This is a genomic window from Kitasatospora sp. NPDC101235 (assembly GCF_044767505.1).
GTDB lineage: Bacteria > Actinomycetota > Actinomycetes > Streptomycetales > Streptomycetaceae > Kitasatospora.
Genome location: NZ_JBIWNZ010000008.1, coordinates 190,468 through 213,393, shown reverse-complemented (window position 1 = coordinate 213,393; position 22,926 = coordinate 190,468). Strand labels below are relative to the sequence as shown.

Annotated in this window: 4 protein-coding genes; all 4 read left to right on the top strand. The window is 72.1% G+C overall.

Annotated elements, in window-relative coordinates:
• Positions 1-125 precede the first annotated feature (125 nt).
• The 4 genes from ACIRRH_RS16385 to ACIRRH_RS16370 all read left to right on the top strand — a co-directional run bounded on the left by ACIRRH_RS16385 (position 126) and on the right by ACIRRH_RS16370 (position 22,896).
• Entirely contained in the window at positions 126-2,504 is a 2,379-nt protein-coding gene (locus ACIRRH_RS16385; RefSeq protein WP_403067203.1) for a hypothetical protein, read from the top strand.
• A 173-nt stretch (positions 2,505-2,677) separates the two neighbouring features.
• The gene (locus tag ACIRRH_RS16380; RefSeq protein WP_403067201.1) at positions 2,678-3,127 is read left to right on the top strand and encodes a YbaB/EbfC family nucleoid-associated protein; all 450 of its coding nucleotides are present in this window, start codon (positions 2,678-2,680) and stop codon (positions 3,125-3,127) included.
• Positions 3,120-3,419, top strand: coding sequence for a hypothetical protein (locus tag ACIRRH_RS16375; RefSeq protein WP_403067199.1), 300 nt, complete (start codon positions 3,120-3,122; stop codon positions 3,417-3,419). The genes ACIRRH_RS16380 and ACIRRH_RS16375 overlap by 8 nt, the downstream gene beginning before the upstream one ends.
• A 97-nt stretch (positions 3,420-3,516) precedes the next feature.
• The gene (locus ACIRRH_RS16370) at positions 3,517-22,896 is read left to right on the top strand and encodes a hypothetical protein (RefSeq protein WP_403067197.1); all 19,380 of its coding nucleotides are present in this window, start codon (positions 3,517-3,519) and stop codon (positions 22,894-22,896) included.
• Positions 22,897-22,926 lie beyond the last annotated feature (30 nt).

The following is a 22,926-nucleotide window of genomic DNA, read 5'->3' as shown; positions in this document are numbered from 1 at the left end:
CCCACCCCCACCCCCCCCCCCCCCCCGCCCCCCGCGGGGGGGGGCCCGCCCCCCCCCCCCCCCCCCCCCCCCCCCCCCGGCACACCGCTGCCCGAGAACCGTTCCACCCCGCCCGGAGGATGACCATGGCCGACCAAACGAGCTACACCTGGGAACAGATGCTGAAGGTGTTCGCCGGGTCGGACCACAGCGATGTCGTGAAGCGGACCGACGTGACCGGATCCGAGTGGATCCAGGCCCGCTACCTGTTCACGGACACCAAGGCCAACAACGACAAGCGCAAGGTCCAGGACGGCATGTCCAAGGGCGACGCCGGCTACGACATGTGGGCCGAGTGGGTGTACCTGGTCGAAGGCGGCGGCACCTACAGCACGATCCTCGGCGTGACCTGCAACTGGCCGTTCTGGGACGGCAAGTCCGGTGACGCCACGCCGAGCCTGTGGAGCCGGTTCAAGTCCAACCCGGGGGACATCCTCGGTCCGTCGATCTGGGGCAGCTGTACCGGCAACGAGGTCACGGCGCCCCCGACGCTGTGGGACGCCGCACGGATCATCGGTGAGGTCGACACCTTCTTCGTGGAGCAGCGGAAGAAGGTGAACACCTGGTTCAACGACGTGGGCGGTTCGGACAGCGAGTTCCAGGGCAGCGCGGCCGGCCGGTACAAGGAGGTCCTGTACGGCCTGGAGAACGAGTTCATGGCCATGCACTTCGGCCTCAGCGGTGATCTCGGCGCGTACAAGGAGAAGCCCGGGGAAGCGCCCAAGAGCAACCCCATCTCCGAGAAGCTGAAGGCGGCCGGGGACGCCCTGAAGCTCCAGCAGTCGAACATGTACACCTTGGGCTACGAGGCCTGGATGGGGAACTCCGACCTGGTCAGCGCCAGCGCCAGCAACGACAAGGGCGAGCACTGGCAGTACACCGACGGCTCCAAGGGCGGCAGCTTCGCCTCGCCGTACGTGTGCGTGCACTTCGCGTTCACGGAACTGGTCAAGGACCTCACCGCGGTCCTCACCCTCACCACGATCAGCTACGACGACGGGAGCCTCTCGGCCGACGCCACGGTCTCGGGCAACGGGGTCACCCTGGCGACCAACGACAAGGGCGTCGACAAGGGCGCCCTGGACGCCTTCGTCGCCAAGCTGGAGGCCAAGGCGAAGGAGAAGTGGAACGCCTGGGTGGCGGAGAAGCTCGACACGGCCGCGACCAACGCGGGGCGGCTCCTGACCGATGCCTACGACGACGCGAGCAGGCTCCTGCTGCCGATCAGGCCGATCACGCTCGACCTGCCCAAGGACAAGGTCGACACCAAGAACACCCCCGACGGCAAGGACGGCAAGGACGGCGACGGGTCGAAGACCGACGTCAAGGGGCCCCCGGACACCGGCGGTGGCACCGGGGGCGGTGGTACGGGTGGCGGCGGCACCGGCGGGATCGGGGGCGGTACGGGCGGCGGCACCGGTGGCAAGGGCGGGAAGACCGGAGGCATCGGCGGTATCGGTGGTACGGGTGGCGGCGGCCCCACCGGCATGGTTCCGCTGCTGGACAAGGACGGCAAGCCGCTGCTCGACAAGGACGGCAAGCCGCAGATGGTCCCGCCCGGCACCCGCGTCAACGACAAGGGCCAGCTGGTCGACAAGGACGGCAAGCCACTGCTGGACAAGGACGGCAAGCCCCGGACCGTGCCGCCGGGCACCGTCGTGGGCCAGCCCGGCACGGGCTCCGGCGGCTCCACCACCGGGTCGGGCGGCACGGGCACCGGCTCGGGCGCGCCGTTCAAGGTGCCGCCGGGCTCGAAGAAGAACGACGACGGGACGGTCACCGGCCCCGACGGCACGCTGGTGAGGGACTCCAACGGCAACCCGGTGGTGCTCGGCAAGGACCGGACCATCGCCGAGGACGGCACCGTCCGGGACGCGAACGGGCGGCCGGTCTCGCAGTTCGAACAGCTGCTCACCGACACGGAGCACGCCCTCTCCAGGGGCGGCGGGGACATCCGTACCGGCGGCGGCAGTTGGAGCGGGCTGCCTGGCTCGATCGGAGGTGGCGGCATCTCCTTCGGCTCGGGCGGCTCCGGCTCCGTCTCCGGCAGGGGCGGGTCCGACCTGTTCGGCGAGCCGCTGGGCGGCGCGGGCTCCGGGCCGAAGACCGTTGGTGGCACCGCCTCCGGCCCGGCGAACCTCGGCGTCGGCGGCCGGATGGCCTCGGCCATGGGCGTCAAGCCGACGGCCGAGCTGGCTGCCGAGGAGGCCGCCGCGGGCCGGGCAGCGGCCGGCCGGGCCGCGGCCGCCACCGCCGCCGAGGAGGCCCAGCTGATGGGCCGCGGCATGTCCACCACGGGCGGCATGGGGGGACCGATGGTTCCCCCGATGGGGGCGGGTGCCGGTGCCGGTGCCGGTGCGCCGGGCCAGGGCGAGAAGGAGCGCCAGCGCACCACCTGGCTGGCCGAGGACGAGGAGGTCTGGGGCACCGACTCGGGCGCCGTGACGGGCGTCATCGGCCGCTGACGGACCGACCGCTCCGCGGTGGCCGGCCCGATCGGCCCGGCGTCGAACCGCGGGCCGCGCCCCGGCCGTAGAGAGAACCGTACGACCCCACGAGCGGTGCGTCCCGGGCCCGAACCCCCGCGGGCCCGGGACGTGCCACGGGGACACCGGGAACAGACGGGAGGCGCGGGCGGATGACGTTCTCGTACGCCGAGCAGATCGACCAGGCCATGGCCGCTCTGGCGGAACAACAGGTCAGGATGGCCGCGGCGGCCAAGGAGCTGCAGGCGGCCACCGCCTCGGCGACCTCCAAGGACCGGATGGTCACCGCCACGGTCGGCGCACAGGGGCAGGTGGTGTCCCTGGTCTTCCACACCACCGCGTACCGGTCGATGGCTCCGGCCCAGCTCGGGACGGTGCTCGCCGACGTGCTGAACACCGCCCGGGCCGACCTCGGCGAGCGGATGGCCGAGACCATGGGGGCGTTCAGCAGCCTGGGCGAGACCCTCCGGGCCTCGATGACCGGCGGCACCGAACTGGACGAACTCTTCGCGCCGCTGCGGGAGATGCGCCCCGGCTACGCCGAGGAAGCGGCCGCGGAGGAGCGGCGCAAGCGCGACCGGCAGGAGGAGTTCCGTGGCTGAGCAGCTGAACGCGTCCGCGGACCTGGAGAACAAGTTCAAGAAGTTCGAGCGGGTCTCGGAGATTCTCGACGACATCGGCCGCCGGAGCGACGAGATCAACACCTTCAACAAGGAGTCGGCCGGGAACGACGAGATCGGCAAGACCTACCACGAGAACGTGGACAGCGCGACCGTCGACCTGGTCAAGCTGTTCGCGACGGTGAGCACCGAGGTGGAGAAGCTCGGTCTCAAGGGCCGGCGGACCTCCGTGATGCTGCACAACGCGGACGAGGACGCCAAACGCCAGGTCTGACCGGCCTCCCCGCTCCCTCCCCACTTCCCCTCCCGTACCGGCTCCCGTCCGCGGCCGTGCGCCGCCCGAGCTCCCCGAACGCCAGGAGTGCGCCCCCGTGTCGATCATGCTGCCGCCGGGCTTGGCGAAGTTCTTCAGCATCGTGACCGGCATGAAGTGGCCGGAGGCCGACGAGGACCGGCTGCGCACGGCCGGGGACGACTACCTGGCCATCGCCGAGGAGGTTCCGGAACTCCGGGAATGGCTGCGGCGGTTGCTCAGCACCGTCCACGACAACGACGAGTTCGCGGGTGAGGCGGCCGACCGGTTCTACGAGCGCGTGCTGCCGCTCATCGGCGGAACCGGCGGCACCGACTACGTGACCGCGGCGGGCCTGATGGCGAAGCAGCTCGGGGACTTCGCCCACAAGGTGGCCAACCAGGTCGAGTACGCCAAGTGGATGATCATCGCCCAGCTCATCCAGCTGGTGGCCCAGATCGCCTGGGCGATCGCCATGGCGCCGATCACCTTCGGCGGTTCGCTCGCGGAGATCTTCGTCGCCTACGAGACCGCGGGCGCGGTGATCAAGCAGGTCTTCATCTGGCTGTTCAAGCAGCTCCTCCTGCACGAGTTCCTCTCCATCACCACCGCCATGGTGATGGACGGGATCATCCAGGGCATCCAGATCGGCCAGGGCCACAAGGACCACTGGGAGAAGGAGTCCTTCATCCAGGCCGTCGAGATGGGCGCGATCAACGGCGTGCTCACCGGCCCGCTGGAGCTGCTCACCTTCGGCGTCGGCAAGATGTTCGGACGGATCTTCGGGAAGGGCCTCAGCAAGGAGCTCCAGGCCGACCTCAAGGCGCTGGCCGGCTCCGAGTTCAAGAAGCTGTCGGAGAACGAGCTCAAGTCGCTGAGCGGCGCCGAGCTTAAGGAGACGCTCAACCTCCTGCGGAGGAACGAGACCAACCTCACCGTCCGGGAAGCCATCGCGCAGGCCCGGGAGAACCTGGCGAAGGACGTGGGGAAGAACGTCGCGAAGGACGTCGGGAAGAAGGTCCAGAACAACGCCCTCAAGGAGATCGCGGACGGCGTCAGGAACAACCTCGCCCGGGAGGGCGGGGAGAGCGTCCTCAAGGGCGCCGGCAAGGAGGCCGTGGAGAACGTCGCACAGAAGCTCAGCAAGGTCGAGAAGCTCACCCGGCAGATGGGGGACGCGTTCGAGCAGCACCTCGTCCAGCTGGGCGTCGACAAGGAACTCTCCAACGCCGCAGGGAGGTTGATGGCGGCACGGCTCGCCAGCGAGGGCGCCCGGTACGCCATCGACCTGGGAGCCTTCAACAAGCTGGTGACGACCCTGGTCGAGGCCGGCGGGAAGGTGGAGTCCGGCTCGATCAGGACCGAGGTGGGAAGCCTCGTCAGGAACATCGGCCCCCTGCAGAAGGAGATGCAGCACCTCGGCGGCAGCTCGCTGGAGGGCGGGCTGAAGGAGACCGTCCGGGCCACCCAGGACCTCGCGCAGCGCGCGGTCAGCCTGATGGACGGCCTGCACCCGCAGACCGCGGGGCAGGTCCTGTACCGGCTCGGCGAGGGGATCGGCGGCTACCTGAAGGGCGGCGTCCAGAACGTCCTCAGCGAGGGGGCCTACAACCTGACCTTCGGCGAGGACCACACGTTCACCGTCAGCGTCGAGAGCTTCTACGGCGGCGTCGCGATGGGGGCGCTCGGCCACCTCGGGCACATCGCCGGCGGCCCGCTGCGGCTGAAGCTCCAGGACGTCAACCTCCCCAACTACGCGCGCTTCCCGCTGGCCGTGGTGTCCACCCTGATGGGCCACCCGACCTCGCTGTGGGTCTCCCGCCCGGAGGGGGCCGGGGCCGGGGGCGTGCACGGGACCGGCCTGCCGGAGGGCACCCGGCCGGAGCACCTGAAGCTGGACTCCGACGGCTCGGCCGCGTCGTCCGGGGACAAGACCGCGAAGCCCGCCGCGAACACCCCGGTGAAGGTGACGGGCGGGGACGAGGCGAAGGCGCCGTCCGCATCGTCGAAGTCCTCCTCGGACACGTCCACGCCGGAGCCGCCGAAGCGGAGCACGACGGTCGGCGGCCTGAAGGAGGAGCCCGGGCACACGCCCGAGCACACGCCGCAGCAGACGTCGGAGTCGACCGCCGCGACGGCGCCGGCGCAGGCGCCCGCGCACACCACGCCTCCCGGGACGGAGACGCCGGTCCACGTGCCGACGACCGGCGGGCACCCGGAGCCGTCACAGCAGCAGGGCGTCCACCAGGAGCCGGGCGTCCACCAGCAGACCATCCACCACGTCGAGCCGGACGCCCCCGTCCAGCACCCGCTGTCCGGCGAGGACTTCGGCGACGCCACGACGTACGGCCGGCGCCTGACCGGCGCCGATGACCGGAGCGGCTGGGTGGTCGGCGACCCGCCCTCCGCCGAGGCCCTGAAGGCCCTGGACCTGCGCCCCCTGGACTCCTCGCGCTACGCCCTGGTGATGCACACCGACGCCGAGGGCCTGCCCGTCCACCAGGGCGAGGTGCTGAGCGCGGAGAAGCTCGCCGGCGCCATCGGCGCGCTGGCCCGCAACGGGCAGTTGGACGGTCGGACGACGATCGACTTCGTCGCGTGCGGTCTGGTCGGCTCGACCCACACCGACTACGTCCTGGAGGTGATGGAGCAGGTCTGGAAGGACCCGAAGCTGGTCCACCTGAAGGCGGTCGCGGCGGACGGACCGGTCTGGGTGGTGCCCGGGTTCGACGGCCCGACGACGATGCGGACGGGCCCCGGCACCGGCCACCTGGTCGTCGCCGAGAACGTCGGCTTCGACGCGGACGGCCGACCGGTGCTGCAGGGCCGCGGCAACTGGGTCGAGTTCGCCCACTCGCCCGCCGCGGACGGTGCGCCGATCGTGACCGTGTCCGGCTCGAAGCTGCCGGAGCGCTACGCCTCCGGCCGGGTCGCGGAGCCGATCCCGGGCACCGCCCGCTTCGGCGAGGGGGAGCCGAAGTCCGACGTCCTCCAGATGACCCGGTGGACGGAGGTCGACGGCACCTTCGTCAACCGCCCGGTCCCGTACGACCGGGTCAGCGTGGACGGCGAACGGCGCGGTGCCAAGGCGATCGAGGACTGGCTCAGGGAGGGCGATCGCCCGCTGGTCGAGGGGGACCTGGCCAAGCTGGTGCAGCGCTTCCTGGAGGACGCCCCGCGCACCGACTACCAGCACGGCCAGCAGGACGACTTCCTGGCCGACGTGCACCGCTTCGCCTCGTACGAGCGGCGCAGGGAGCACGTGGAGGCGATGGAGGCGGTCGAGCGGACCGCCAGGCTGGTGGTCGAGAAGTACCCGCCGACGGAGTACTTCTACCTGGGCCTGGGGCGCAGCCCGGCCGGTGTCGTCGCGTATCTGCACGAGTCGGACCACGGCGCGATGTCGATGCCGCTGTCGAGCTTCCGGCCCAGGCCGCAGGATCCGATGGCGGTGGCCGGATGGGGCCTGGTCGACGGTCTGGGGCGGCCCAACCCGGTCCCGAGCGAGCGGCAGCTCGACCACCTCAAGCTGGCGTTCGACACGGAGCTCGGCTCGCTGACGGCGGACGTGCTGCGGGGCCGCAAGGTGCTGATGATCGACTACGTGCAGGGCGCGCAGTCGCTGGTGGCGGCCCAGCACTACGTGCAGGAGTACCTGCGCAGCCGGTCCGACCTGGACTCCCCGGTGGTGGAGGCCCTGGCCATGCACCAGGAGATCAACACCTCGTCCGTCGGCCGGATAGTGAACGCCATCGCCAACCCGAAGGAGCGCACGCTCTGGAGGCAGCTCGTGGGGGCGCCCACGGAGATGGTGAACCGTCGGCAGGAATGGCTGGACAAGTTCCACCTGCTGCCGCTCACCGAGAGCGGCCCCGTGGGGGAGTCCGGGGTCAAGCTGGGCGAGCTCCTGAAGAACGAGGCCTTCGACGGCTTCGCGCAGTTCAAGTCGCTCAAGATCCTGGAGGCGGACGCGCAGTGGGTCGAGGGCGCGGTGCGCCAGGTCGAGCTGCCGGACGGCCACTTCACCATCACCGACCGCCAGCTGCGGGAGATCCTCTCCGGAACCCTCGCCGACCACTACAACCGGACCGGTGACCGGACGGTGCCGCAGGCGCTGCGCACCGAGCTGGAAACGGCCTTCCGGGACGCCCTGCGGACCGAGAAGAGGGGCCAGGAGGGGCCCCTGACCGACGCGCTCGTGGCGGCGTACGAGCACCGGGCCGCGGCTGAGACGCCCGAGGCGTCCGAGCAGCGCGCCAGGACCATGATCGACCACGCCATGACGGAACAGCAGTCGTACGACGTCCTCCGGGACGAACTTCGCGACTACCTGGACCGCCGGGAGCACGGCGAGCCGCTCGGGGACTTCGGCAGCGCCGTGCCGGGCCGCTGGATGGGCGACGTGAAGCTCGACGCCTCCCAGCGGTGGCACCTGGCCGAGGCGTTCTCGCGGTTCCCGGTGCGGGAGAACACCTTCACCGTGGCCGTCCACGGCGGGGTGGACGGGCAGCCGACCCGGGCCGGATCACCGATCACCCCGGAGGAGATGGCCCACACCCTGACTGAGCTGGCCGACCGCAGGATCTGGAACGGCAAGGACGCGCTGAACTTCGTCGTCTGCGACCTCGCCGGCGGCATGGACGGCCGCTACGCCACCGAGGTGATGCGGCTGCTCGGCGAGAAGGGCCTGGGCACCACGGCGATCGCCGCGAACGGGAAGGTCTTCTTCGTCCCGAAGGTCGAAGGCACCTCCGTGGTCGGGGGCACCGGGCACCTCGTGGTCGCCTCCCACGTCGGCTACGACACGGCCGGCCGGCCGGTGCTGGTCCCGGGCGGCGAGTGGCTGGAGTTCCGGCGGCCGACCGAGGAGGACCCGCAGCCGGCCCCCGTCCCACTCGGCGCGCACCTCGGGCCGGACGGGCACGACGGCGCCCTGCCCGAGGGCTACGGATCGGTGGCGACCAAGGAGGAGCTGGACCCGAACCGGGAGCTCCCCGGGGCGGTGGCCTTCGCCGAGCCGCCCGCGCACCCGGCCACCCCGGCCGCTCCGCACGGCGACGGCACCGGGCCCGGGCAGTCGTACCACTACACCGAGGCCCCGGCGCACATCCGCGCCGAGGCGGACGGCGCCCGCGCGGAGCAGTGGCGGCAGACCCAGCGGGACCTCCAGGACAGGTACGAGGCGAAGCTCGCCGAGGCGGCCGAGGAACTGCGGCTGGACCCGGACGGCAGCGGCCACCGGCGCGAGGAGGAGGCCGAACGGCGCCTGAGCGAGGCCCTCGACGCCCCGGACCGGTTCCCCGAGGGAGCCCCGGCGGACCTGCGCGAGGCGGTGACCAAGCGGGCCCGGGCGATGATGTACACGGAGCTGGAGGCCCGCCCGGGCGACCGCGAGCGGATCCTCGGCGACCTCGACGGCCTGGTGCGGGTCGCCTCCGTCCGCGAGGCGGCCGTCCGGGTCGCGGTGCAGCACTTCGAGCGGACGGTGGGCGCCTGGAGCGCCCCGCGGATCACCTACGGCGACACCGGCACCGCCCACACCCCCGACCGCATCCCCGAGCCCGTCGTGGACCTCGTCCGGCACGACTTCACGGTGCGCGCGGAGGCGGAGGTCGCCCGGATCCACGCCGACGCGGAGAGCCTCGACGCGGCGGGCAACACCCGGGCCGGACAGGCCCTGCAGCGGCTCACCGAGCACGTGCGGGCGGAGCTCGTCCTGCACACCGACCGGGCGAACGCCCTCGCCGGGGCCAGGGAGCTGGTCGAGCGCGCCGGCACCGACTGGTACGACCGGCTGTCCCCGGCCGACCGGGAACTGCTTGCGGCGGCCGGGGTGACGGACCGGCCGGACCTGTCCCCGAGCAGCCTGCAGGCGATCCGGGACCGGCTGCGCGAGCGCGTCACCGCCGACTTCGACCGGGCGGTCGGTCCGCTCGACGAGGCGACCGGCAAGCGCCGGGACCGCGACGAGGCCGTGGAGCTGTTCACCCGCTCGCTGGCCGAACGCGAGGAGGCGCTGCCGCACGAGTTCGCCGTCCAGGCCGTGCGCGAGGCCGCGATCCGCCGGGCCGTCGAGGAGGCGGAGAAGGCGGCCGACTCCTGGGCCGAGAACGAGGCGCGCAAGGAGTTCGTCGAGAAGTTCGGCGGCGACGAGTCCGACGTCCTGCGGGCGAAGGCCACGGTGCTCCGCGAACTCGCCGGGGAACTGGACCGGGCGGCCGCGGAGCGCGTCGGCGATCCGGCCGGGCTGCGCGGCGCCCTCGACCGGCTCACCGACCCCGCCGCCCTGAACGAGCGGCTCACCCACGAGGCCGCCCGCCTCGCCGTCCGCCGGCAGGCCACCACCGAGGCCCAGACGGCCGCCCGCGAGCACGGGCTCACCGGACCCACCGTCGACCGCCTGACGGAAGGCCACGGCGACCGGGTCGCCCGGGCCTTCGACGAGTCCTTCCGCTCGCGCGAGGCGACCGCCGAGCGCCACGAGCACTGGCAGCAGAGCCGTCGCGAACTCACCGAGGAGCTGGCCGAGCACGTCGCCTTCGAGCACGAGGCCGCCCCCGCCCTGCGCGAGGCCGCCGGGGGTTTCGACGGCATCGCCGCGCGCCACGCCCTCAACGAGCAACTGACCGACCACCACAAGGGCGAGTACGGCGACGAGCTCTTCACCCGCTACCGCGAACTGTGGAAGCTCGCCCACCTCGACGCGGCCGGTTGGCGCAGCCACGAACGCGCCCACGAGAACGCCTTCGGCCGAAGGACGGAACCACGGCCCGAGGAGACCGCCGACCAGCCCGCGGAGGCCGGCGCCCTGACCGTCGTGGACAGGACGGCCGCCGCCCAGCCGGTCCGGGAGCGCGGCGACGAGGTCTTTGACCTGGTCGCCGGTGCCCTGTCCCCCCGGAACGCCCCCGACCGGTCCGACCTCCGGGCGCCCGGGCAGGAGCGGTCGGTCGTCGAGGAGCCGTCCTCGGAGGTCGCTTCCTCACAGGACGCTTCCTCGGACATCACCGTCCAGCACGAGGCGCCGGCCGCGCCGGTCGCCGTTCCCGTGGCCGTCCCGCCGATCGCCCTCGCCCCCGAGGCACGCACCGGCGTCCTCGCGCGGGTCAACGAACTGATGGGAGGGCCTGACGGCCGGCCGGGCCTGCACATGTCCTCCGGCCGCCATGTCGGGCTGAACGCGCCGGGCCACACCACGCTCGCCGACGTCAAGGCGCTGTCCGACCGGCTGACCGAGCTCGGGGCCCTCGACCCGGTGGCCAAGGCCGCGGTGGACGCCCTGCACACGGAGCAGGCATCGGCCGCCCCGGCGCCCGTCAAGGGGAGGCCGAGGTCCGCCGACTACGTGCCCCCGAAGCTGCGCAAGCAGGTGTTCGACCTGGCGAAGCCCGTGGTGGACGCGGCGGCCGACCTCCTCGGCGGCCCGCTCCGACCCGCCCACGCGGACCGGCTGGGTGTGCGGATCGGCGACGAGGTCGGTCCCGGGGCGGCCAACCGTCCGGACGACGTCCAGGCCCTCGCCGCCAGCCTGCACGGGCGGGGCCGGCTCTCCGAGGCCGTGCGCGCGCGGCTGACGGAGAACCCGGCCGACGCGGAGGCTCTCACCACGCTGCACGAGGAAACGCTGAAGCTGGTTGCCGACCACCTGGCCGGACGGCTGGACCTGTCGGCGCCGGACAGCGGCCACCGGCTGGTGGCCGCCATGGACAAGCCCGACCTGACGATGTCCTGGAAGGTCGCCGGCACGGGCAGCCACTTCCAGGACTGGGCGACCGGCAAGCGGGAGGAGGCGCCGCCACTGGCCGAGGACACCACGCTCAACTGCTGGGAGTCGGTCCTGCTGGCGGCCCACCACGCCGGGCTGCTGTCCGAGGAATGGATCCGGGACGCCTACGCCGACCACGACGTGCCGGGGTGGGAGGCCCGACTGCGCGGCAGGCTGCTCCCGCACGGCCCCACCTCGTACGACTCCGCCAACCCCGAGAGCCCGCTGCCGCGCGCCGGCGACATCGTCGTCACCAGCAAGGACCTCAGCCACGTGGCCCTCGCCACCGGGCGCACCAACGCGGACGGCGTGCCGCTGGTGCTGAGCTTCGGCGTGGAGAGTGAGAGCGGGAACTTCGGCGCGGACAAGGTCTCCGTCGCCCCCCTCGACGACGTCCTGATCATGCAGGCCGACTTCGGGCCCGGCCCGTGGTTCCGGCAGGGCGCGGACTCCGAGGCCCCCGCGCCGCCCCCGCGGCCCACCCCGCTCGAAGTCCCCGCACAGCTCCCGCTCCCCACACCGATCCGTACGGTCAGCCACGGCACCCCGGAGCCGCAGCCCCTGGTGCCCCGGCCCGGACCCGACCGCACGCCGCGCTTCGTCGTCCGGTCCTCCTTCGACGCCCGGCGCTTCGACCACGGCGGACCGGTCACCGACCTGACGGTGCGGATCGCCTTCCGCGACGGCGGCGGGCACGACACCGGCGCGGTCTGGGACAAGGTCGTCCAGGGCGTGGAGGAGTACCTCAACAAGCCCGGCTACCGGCTCACCAACGGCGACCTGATGCACGTCACCGTGCTGCCCGTGGAACCCGGACAGAAGCCGCACCTGACCGTCGACCTGGTCGGCCACGACCGGCCGATGGACCAGCAGTCGTGGCGGCCGGACGCCGACCCGATCGACTACGCCCACGAGGTGGGCCACCAGCTCGGCCTGCGCGACGAGTACCGCACCCAGGACCTCACCCACCGCCCCGACGTCAAGGGCAGCCTCCTCGGCGACCACCGCGCCCCCGCCCCCGGCGGGCTCCGCCAGGGCGGTCTGCGCGAACGCCACCTGTCACTGATCTCCCGGGTCGTCGGCGACCTGGAACGCCCCCCGGCCTCCGGCCCGCACGACCTGACCTGGCAGCAGGCCCGCGACGCGGCGGCACCGCAGGAGCGCAACCACGTCTGGGTGGACCCGGTGTCCAAGCCCGGCACCGTCGGCCACGACGGCGGCCCGCAGGAGGTCGCCCCACTGATGGCGGACGGTGGATGGATCGATCCGCCGGCGGAGGGCGAATGGATCGTCATGCATCCTCCCTACGCTTCCGGCGACCAGTGGGGCATCGCGGCGGCCATGCTCATCAACAGCCGGCTGCACGTCCTGGTCGCGCGCGGGCCGGGACCCGGGGAGGCCGGCCACGACCCGGTCCTGGACAAGTCCGCGCAGATCGAGGCGTTCTACCGTTCCGCCGGGATTCCCAACGCCGACCTCCGCATCCACGTCGTGACCGCGCCGAGCATGGAGAAGGGTGCCCTCTGGCGGACGCTGAGGACCGAAGCCACCGGGATCGCGGAGAACCGGTGGGGGGAGAAGTGGGAGCAACGGACCTGGGAGCAGGTGGTCAGGGGAGTCACGGACGGCACCTACTACCTCGGCGGCGCGTTCAGGGAAGCGGAACACCGTGACGTCATTCGCGCCGCCTGGGGCATGAACGACCGGTTCGACCCGGAGATCGGTGTCTGGTTGGCGCAGCAGGGCATTCAGCCTCCCCCCGCCGGCGCGAAGGTTCTCGTGCTCTGGTCCCGCTTCAGCGGCAAGGCGGCCCAGTGGTCCGACGTGTCCGGCCGGATGGAGCACGACACGAGCTTCGAAGGCATGCGGCAGCTGCTGCGCGAGTTCGCGGGCGACTACCACACGGTGATCATCACGGGTGATCCCCATCCCACCCGGAACGGCAAGTGGAACGAACTGGTCGCGAGGATGCGCCACGAACTCGGGAAGGAGCAGATCCACCACGTCACCGGGTTCTGGCGGGGAAGGGACGAGAGCGTCTCAGCATGGACGGAGGACACCAGGGTGGGGCAGCTGCGGCTGTACGACTACTTTCACCGCCGCAACCAGCTGGACCACCTCGGATTCCGCTCCGGCAACCTGGAGTCCGTCGCCCTGATCGGTCACAACGTCTCCTACCTGGAGGAGTTCGACGCGACCGGAGCGAACCGGATGACGAGGTGGCACGTCGACACCATGACCGGCAAGACCTCGCTCGGGGGCGATCCGGTGGGCTACGAGCGGGTGCAGGTCTCCGCACCGCCCACCGCGTCCGGACAGCACGCCACACCGTACGACGCCAAGCGGGACGGTCACCTGACGTTCACGCCGGAGGAATCCGCACTGTGGCGCAAACCGGCGGGCGTCTACACCCACCAGCGGGGCTTCGACTACCAGGCCCTCGTGGACATCAGGGAAGGGCTGAGCCATTCGGACCCGGGGATGCGGGTGGACCAGGACACGTTCTGGGCCGACCGCGTCCGGTACCTCCAGCGTCGGTACGAGAAGCTCCGTGCGGACTTCGTGACCCACGCGAACGGGGCGGACGTCGAGTCGTCCCTGACGCACTACGACGGGCAGTTCCGGGGAGAGATCGAACCGGGAACGGGCCTGGCCTGGTACCAGCAGATGACCCCTCTGCTGGAGACACCGGGGTACATGCCCGACCTTCTGTGGGGCTCCCGCGCCTATCGCGAGCCGTACCTGACGGCGATGGGCCACCTCGGCGAGTACCGCGTCCTGCTGGAAGTGCCGCGGAACGGGGACGACTTCTACCACGCCGTGTCCGCTTGGTCCGGAACGGCCGGCGAGCCGAGGACGCTGCGTGACTGGGCCGTCAACTGGATGGACGCGAACCGGCAGCTCGTCGAGGAGTACGCGGGGAGGTTCGGGACCACCTATGAGTACCTCCGTACGACTGTCGGCACCGACGGTCGTTGGGCCGGGAACGCGGGCGTGATGGTCCCGCGCATCGTGGCCTCCGCGCTGGGCGTGAAGATCGACCTGCACGACGGGAACACATGGCAGCTGCTCAGCCCGTTGGACGGCACGTGGAACGGGGGGCGTTTCCAACTGGGGCTGGCCGACGGGCACTTCCGGCCGCTCGTGCGGGACGTCGCACCGGGCGGGGCAGACGGGCCGGGTGGGCCAGGGGGGCCGGGAGGGTCGGAGAACCTCGGGAAGCGGTCGCAGCCGGACCATGACGACGGTGGGCAGGGCGAAGAGCAGACCAGCAAGAAGTCCAAGTCGACACTGCCGCCGCCGGCGTCGACCGGGCAGGACGGGCAGGTCGTCGCCGCGCACGCGCCGATCGGGCTGGGCGGGGGCGGGATGCCGGTGCCCGGGCCGCTGCACGAGCGGGTGCAGGCGCTGGAGCACCTGTCCTCGGAGGAGCGGCGTCGACTCGCGTCGGACGCTGCCTTCCTGGAGGGCCTGCGCACCGAACTCGGGCCGGAGGACTTCGCGCAGGCGACGGCCCGGCTGCTCGTCGACGTCGACCCCCGGACGCACCAGCCGGTCGCCGCCCGCCGGACGGCCGAGGACCTGGTCGCGCGGATGCTGGCGAACAAGGAGCTCGCGGACCGGCTGCTTGCGGCGGGCGTGCGGGTCGGGGTGGTGCCGCGCGACGTCCCGATGACGGAGGTCCCCGGCTTCACGGCGTCCGAGCACGGCACGGGCGACGGCCGGGACTGGACGGTGGTCCGGGGCTCCAGCGGGAACGGCCTCGTCCTGATCACGGAGGAGAACCTGCTCGGTGTGCGGACGACGGTAGGGCCGCACCTGTCGTACGCCGAGGGGTACTCCACCTCCGCCCATGAACTCGCCCACGCGATCCACGAGTTCGGGCTCACCAGGGCGCAGAAGGACCTCGTCGAGCAGGCGTTCCGGGAGCGGAGCGTCGCCGACGCGCTGGCCGAGCTGTTCGGCGAGGAGGCCGTCACGGCCTGGCCGGACGGCAACCTGGCGGGCAACTACTCGGCGCGCAACGAGCACGAGTTCTTCGCGCAGCTGGTCACCGCGTACTTCGGACACAACCACGGCAACGACCCGTCCACCGGGCAGCCCCGCAACAACGGCGCCGACTGGGTGCGGGAGCACGCGCCCGAACTGGTGCCGCTGCTGGAGGAGCTCTTCGGGCCCGACCCGCGGGCGGGCCACCCGGAGGCGGCCAACCAGGTGAGTCGGGCGGAAGATGCGGAGCAACTGTTCGACGGCTTCCGGGAGTTCATGGAGACCGTGACGACGAGGACGGACGAACCGGTGGTCCAGCCGGAGCCCGGGCACGTTGTGCCGCAGGAGCAGCCCGGGCACGTCGAGTCCGTCCCGGAGCACGTCGAGGCGCAGCAACAGCCCGAGCCTGTCGAGACGCAGGAGGAGTCCGTCCAGCACACGGAGGACGAGCCCGAGCACCTCACCCTGGACCAGGAGATCGAGCGGGCCCTGAACCCGGGCTCCTCGCAGCAGGTCGTGACCGAGCAGACCGTGACGGAGCCGGTGGTGACGGAACAGACCGTGACCGAGCAGCCGCCCCTCGTGGTCGCCGCGCCGACCGTCGTCCCGCCGCCGGAGCAGCCCCTCGTTCCGGTCCCGCCCACCCGTGTCCAGGAGCGCGGGCTGTCCGCGTACGACGTGCTGGTGCACCTGGAGAACCTCCGGGGGCAGGACTTCGACAGCCTCGTGGGCCGGTTCACCGCGGCGCTGCACGGGGACGGAAAGGCCGCCCGGACTCTGGCGGAGAGCCTGTTCGGCGGCGAGACGCTGCGTCCGACGGTGTCCGCGCTGTCCCGGGGGGACGTGCGGGAGGTGTCGTTCCAGGCGGGCCGGTGGTCCGGCCGGATCAGGATCAGCGCCGCCACGGGGGAGGGCCGGCACCTCAGGACGCTGCCCAACTTCGAGTTCGAGTACGGATCGGAGCAGCAGAGCACGGTCGGCGTCTCCGCGGACCGGCTCACCCAGAAGGGCCTGGGCGTACAGCTCAGGACGAAGTTCGGCAGTTCCAGGGACCTCACCGAGACCCTCGGCTACCAGTACGGCTCGATGACCGGCAGCACCTCCGCCGAGGCGAGCCGGACGTCGGCCCGGGGCAAGACCGTCGAGCCGGCGGACCTCTTCGAGACCCGGTTCACGCTGACGGTGGAGTTCCTGGACGCCAAGTTCCGGGGCGCGCCGGGCCCGTGGCACACGCCGCAGCCGGTCGAGCTCCCGGTCACCGGCCACGTCGCCGTGCCGAAGCGGGAGACCGCCAACGTGCCGCCGGTCGTCGAGGCCCACTACGCGGTGCCCCTGGAGGTCTCCGAGCACCGGCGGCTGGCCGGCTCGCACATCGTCACCGACGTGTGGCCGCTCGAACCTCCCCGGCGGCAGGCGGTGGAGAACGACCAGGGCGAGATCGAGATGCAGGGCCCGGACGAGCAGCCCGCGGCACCGCCGATGGGGAAGTTCGTGGCGGGCTTCGAGGAAGCGGCCGAGCGCTACTTCGGCAGCCGCTGGCCGGAGCTGCGGCGCAGGCTCCTGACGGAGCTCGACCTCGGCACCCTGCACCAGGAGCTCAAGGGGACGATGGCCGGTCAGAAGCTGACCATCGTGGACGACAGCCTGGTCGGGGCGGCCGCGGTGATCACCATCGGCAGCGGGACGGTCTCCCGGATGCAGCAGGTCCACACCCTGCCGAGCACCGAGGTCAACATCTCCACCGCCACCACCCGTTCGCACGTCGAGCAGACGACCAAGAGCCACGAGTGGCAGGTGCTGCCGTCGTCGATCGCCAACAGGACGGACACGACCCCGTTCGGCGGTGGCGGCCTGGGCGCCAAGGCCGGGCGGGACGGCGTCGGGCTGCACGGCACCGGCTCCGACCTGGGGAACGGCACCAAGGTCAAGCGGCCGGCGGTGCTGTTCGAGGGGGCGGCCGACCTGACCGTCACCTTCGGCTGGCGCGGCGGGGTCCTGAACCGGCCCGCCGACGAGACCGCCCACGTGGGACTGGGCTTCCGCGCCGTGATCGACCAGGACGAGGCCGTCCTGGTCACGACGGCCGAGCAGACCGTGGAGGGCACGAGGCCGCCGGAGTTCGTCGCCGCCCCCCGGCCCGTTCCGCCCGTGCCGCCCACCGTGCCGGCCCCGCCCGTCGCCCCCGCCCACGAGGCGGGCGCGGTGGTGCGGGCGCCGCTGGACGAGGTGTGGTCCGGCCTGCCCGACACCACCGTCGTGCGGGACCTGCGCGACATCACCCCGCTGCACGCGGAGCTCGACCGCGTCGGCAGGGTGCTGCTCGGTGAGAAGACCTGGCAGCAGGTGCGCGAGGACGTCCTGCAGGCCTACTCGCACAGCGCGGTCAGCGCTCACCTCGTCGGCATGTCGCGCGGCTCCGCGCTGCGCGGCCCCGAGGTCACCGCCGGCCCGCTGAAGGACCTGCACCTGGCCACGACCGTACGGCTGCACCGGATGACCCACCTGCGCAGCCAGGGGACCGCCGAGCTGAACCCGGTCCGCGAGACCAGCACCTTCGACTCGGTCCGCCACCTGCGCTCCGACACCCTCAACGGCCAGGTCCAACTGGCCGCCAAGGGCACGGTGTTCACCCATGAGGACGTGCTGAAGGCCTCGGGCAAGCCCTTCGACGACGTCCTGCAGGGCACCGTCGTCCCCACCGTGGAGTCGCGGATCCGCGACGGCTGGCGCAGCGGGGAGTCCGACAAGGGCTACGCCAACGGCAAGTACCTCAGCCCGCAGGAGCTGTACCGGGCCGAGTTCGAGGTGCTGCTGAAGGTCAACGGCCGGGACTACGGGCCGGTCCTGCTCAGCACCGAGCTGAGCCTGGAGCAGGTGCACACGGCGCTGCACACGATCGGTGAGAACGAGCGGCACGGCTTCGTGGTGCCGCCGGGGCTGCACGAGCAGGCCCTGACGGTACCGCAGCACGTCACGCACCAGGCCGACGAGCAGGCCGGGCCGCCGCTGCGCCTCGGCCAGTCCGACGTGGTGCTCAGCCTCGGCCGCGGCGACACCGCGGTGCTGCGGACGGTCCTGGACACGCTCCAGGCGCACACCGGCCGCCCGGTGCCCGCGAACGTCGAGGCGAGGCTGGCCCGGTCGATCGACGCGTACGGCCTCAAGTCCGCGCTGTCCCGGCTGAGCCGGGGCGGACGGATCCGGGTGCCCGTCGAGTTCGACGGCTGGAAGGGCACGGTCGTGGTCGGGGGCGACCTGATGCGCCCGCGGCACCGCGAGACGCTGCTCAACGGCTTCGAGTTCGAGGTCGGCAACCAGCAGCGCACCACCACCGGCACCACCGCGGACCTGCGCACCCGGCTCCGGCTCCGCACCCGACTGGCGCTCACCCTGCCGTACGTCAACCTCACCGGCGAGCACGTGCGCACCCGCGACCTCGTCAAGGGCATCTCGATCGACCGGGTGGGTGGTACCAACAGCCGCGGCAAGAGCGTCGAACCGGCCCGGCTCACCGACGTGGACACCGTGTTCACGATCACCTTCGAGACGACCCGGCAGACGCACGCGATCGCGCCGCCCGCCCCCGTCACGGCGTCCGCCGTGGTGGCCGCGCCCCAGCGCGTCCGGGAGCCGGTCCCGCGGATGCTGCCGAACCACCGGTTCGGCTCCTCCGACGTCATCACCGCCGTCCACCTGAACCAGGACCGCAGCGGGACGGTGCACGACCTGGTCGGCAACCTGGGCGCCGGCCTGCTCGGGAACGGGGGCCGCACCGCCGCCGAGTTCCTCGGCAAGAACTGGGCGGGCACGGCGGAGAAGCTGTCCGCCGCGCTGGACTTCGACCGGCTCCAGATCCACCTCAAGTCGGTGATGGCCGGCCACCCGCTAGTGGTGGAACACGGCCGGAGCAAGGCGCTGATCACCGCCGAAGTGGTCCAGCTGACCCCGACCGGGCGGCCGCCGCAGGTCGAGTTCAACATCGGGAACAGCCACCAGACCTCGCTCACCAGCTCCGACGGCGGGACCAACACCGGCGGCGGCCACGGCAACGCGTACACCGGCGGCCTGTACGTCACCGGTGACCCGGCGGGGACCGGGGTGGGACCGGTGGGCGGTCCCACCTTCACCTACGCCAAGGGAGTGGACCGGCTGGAGCACGGCAGCGACTCCAGCGTCAGCGGCACCGCCGTCAAGAGCAAGGTGGCGGCCGTGGCGCACCAGGCCGCGGTGGTGCTGAAGGTCCGCTTCGAGCACAAGCCGGCCGTCCTGCTGCACCCGGCGGACGCCATCCGCCCGGACCGCGCACCGCAGGCCCCGGACGGCGACCGTTCGGTGCTCGGGAAGGTCAACCGGGGCCTGACCCACCTCGGCGACCAGCTGACCGGGCTGGGCCGCTACCGGCGCACGCTCGTCGAGGCCACCATCCACGCCGACGTGCTGATGGAGACCGGCCGGGACGAGGCTGTCGTGCCGTCGCGCTACGGTGCCCCGAAGACCGGGTTCCCGTCGCTGCGTCCGCCCGAGGCGGTCGGCACGCAGGTGCTGCGCAGGCCGCCGGAGTCCCTGTTCCGGGAGGGGATGCGGGACACCGGGATCCTGCGCTGGATCGACGACACCTCCGGCGTGCGGGACCTGCTCACCGTGTTCGGGTCGCGCTTCTTCAAGCAGGGGACCTGGTCCTGGCTGGAGTCCGTCGCCCGCAACACCCACAGCCACGCCCAGCTGTCCGCGCTGTTCGGCTCGGTGTCCCGGGGCCGGGACGTCCAGCACTTCGACGACGGGCCGGACCGCGACGTCCTGGTGCCGGGCGGCCGGAGCATCACCACCCCGTCGGTCGGCGAGCGCCTGTTCGTCGACGACGCCGACATCACGGCCAGCGTCTCGATCGTCCAGCTGGAGTACCAGCGCGACAACACGGCCGCCGCGATCAGCCCCGCCAACGACGCGGGCGGCGGCGGGCGGCACACCCGGCTGGACTGGGGCCAGTGGAACGCCCAGCTCCAGGCCGGGGCGAAGGCGGGACTGGAGGGCGGCGTCGACCTGACCGGCCTGCTCACCGTCGGATACGGCAAGCGGTGGCGCGAGGGGCCCAGCACGGGTGCCGCCGGCAAGATCGTCGCCGGGGCCAAGTTCCCCACCCCGACCGCCCGCTACACCGGCTACGCCGAGGTCGAGCTCACCTTCCGCGACGGGGACCGGACCCTCACCGAGAAGGGTCTCGTCCCGATCGAGATGGAGGTGCCGATCAGTGAGACCGCCGAACTGAACTCGGCCGGCCATCAGCGGGTGCTCTTCACGGCCCTGCACCCGGAAGGGGAGACGATCCACCGGAACTCCGTCTCCGACGCCGTCGCCGACCTGCTCGCCACCCCGCTGGCGGGCGCCGGGAACCGGGTGCACCTGCTGGCCGGCCCGACCGAGCGCAACGCGCCCGCCCACCACGACCTGCTGGAGGCACTGCGCGCACTCCCGCACGACGACCCGTACTTCACCGTCGTCTTCCACGGCCGGCCGCAGGACGGTGCCCCGGTCCTGAACGGTGAGGGGGTGACCCCGGAGCAGTTCGCGGGCGCGCTGCTGCGGCTCGCCGAAGGCGGCCAGTGGCAGGGCGAGGAACTGCGCTTCCTGTCCTGCAACGGTGCGGTCGGCGGGGCGGACTCCTTCGCGGGCAGGACCATGAAGGCCCTGCACGACCTGGTCGCCGCCCGCCAGGCCGAGGCCCTGCGCACCGGACAGCCGCTCAGCCCCAACCTGGCCCGGCTCACCGACCTGGTGGCCTTCGCCGGCAACGGCTCCGTCTACCTGACCGGCGGCAACGACCCGCGGGCCGTCGTGGCCCGCAACGTCGGCTTCACCGCCGACGGCCGCCCCCTGGTCGACGGCCCCGGCGACTGGCTGCGCCTCCACCTGGAGGACGGGAACGTCCGCACCACCGCGCTCGGCCAGGAACTCCTCCATGAGGGCCAGGAACGGCTGTCCCACGCCACCGAGGACGACCCGATCGACCCGAACCAGCCCGCCCCGGTGCGGCTCGGCGGCGAGGAGAAGGTCCCGACCCCGAAGGAGAAGCTGGACGCCCACCTCAAGGGCCTGGGCACCACCCGCGCGGCCCCGACCGAGGAACTGCTGAAACTGGTCAACCCCGCCGACCCGGGCGAGGCCGCCCCGACACTCGGTCGGAGCGCCTCGGCCACGGTCGCGCTCTACCATTCGTTCACCGGTGCGGCGACGGTGGCGGATCTGACGAAGTGGTCCGGCCTGCCCAAGCCGCTGTCCGACAACCTCCGGACGTACGGCACCGGGGAGCAGGCCCTGAGCGCGCTCACGCGGCAGGTCCGGCTCGCGGGGCCGGGGAGCTTCGGGATGGTCGTGCTCGGGGGCGACCGCGTCGTCGCCCTGGTCCACGACATGAGCGATGGCCTCCACTGGGCCGATGCGTACCGGCGGGAGCTGTGGCCCGCCTCCGACGGCCGGCGGCCCGAAGGGTTCGGCGCGGACACCCTGGTCCAGGCGACCACCTTCGACCGCTACGGAGACGCCCTCCTGGGCGGGGACCGCCTCACGGCCAGGATCAGCGAGCTGGTCGCGAAGCTCGACACCACGATGCAGGGCGTGACGTACGCCGCGGCCGAACTGACGGTGAAGTCACCGTTCACGGAGAAGGGGAAGACCGCCCTGCACGGACGGTCGCACACCTTCGCCCCGGTCAAGAACGGCTCCGCCCAGGTGCGGCCGACCGACCGGACCAACCCGGTGAAATCGGCGTCCGGGGACGCGGCGAACAAGTGGCGGACGGACACGACGGCGAAGGTGCTCGACCCGCTGGTCAAGGCGTACGGCGAGGCCGGGACGCTGCTGAAGGAGGCCGCGGGCCTGTGCGAGGAGGTGGACACGGCGCTGGGATGGGGGTCGGTCGGCAAGGACGAGCTCCCCTCCTGGGGCAAGAAGCTGGAGCTCGTCGCGCAGAAGGTGACGGCGGCCGTCGAGGCGGCCGAGAGCTCCCACGGCGGGACAGTGCTCAGCCCGACCGGAGAATACGGCAAGAAGATCAATCCGAAGCCGTTCGAAAGCGCCGTGACGGACGCGCAGACAGCCCGCACGGCCATGGAAGGTCTGGCCGGGGCGAGCCGGAAGCTGGCGCAGCTCACGGAGTCCGACGCGGCACCCGAGGCGATCGACAAGGCCACTGCCGACGTGGCCCTGAACGCCAAGACGGTCATGGACGCGCTGAATCAGCTCGAGACGGACCAGAAGTCGATGGCGACGCAGATCAAGTCCGTGATCGGCGAGTCGACCCGGCACGGCACGATGGCCCACCAGATGAACGATGCCGAGGTCGTCCTGATGGACGGCGTCTACGACAAGTTGCTGTCCTGGGGATTCGACCGCAAGCTGGGCGTCCACGCGCGAGGGACCCTGATCGTCGCCTCCTCCCAAGGGACCTGTGACAGCTGCAAGTTCGTGGTGGAGTCCTTCAACACGCACCTGCCGTACGTCGAGGTCGTGGTCGTCTACGCCAAGCCCCAGGAGGGGAAGTACACCGACAACGGGCGACAGCTGGTGGGCCGGGACCTGTCGATGGGCCGGGTCTCGGTGCCGGTCGACATCCGGTACGGCTACGGCAAGGACCGCGAGACCGTGATCACCGTCACCGACGGCAGGAAGTTCTACTACGTGCTGCCGGCCCTGTCCGGGACCAACTGACTCGCCCGACGCGAGGGCCCCGGCCGGATC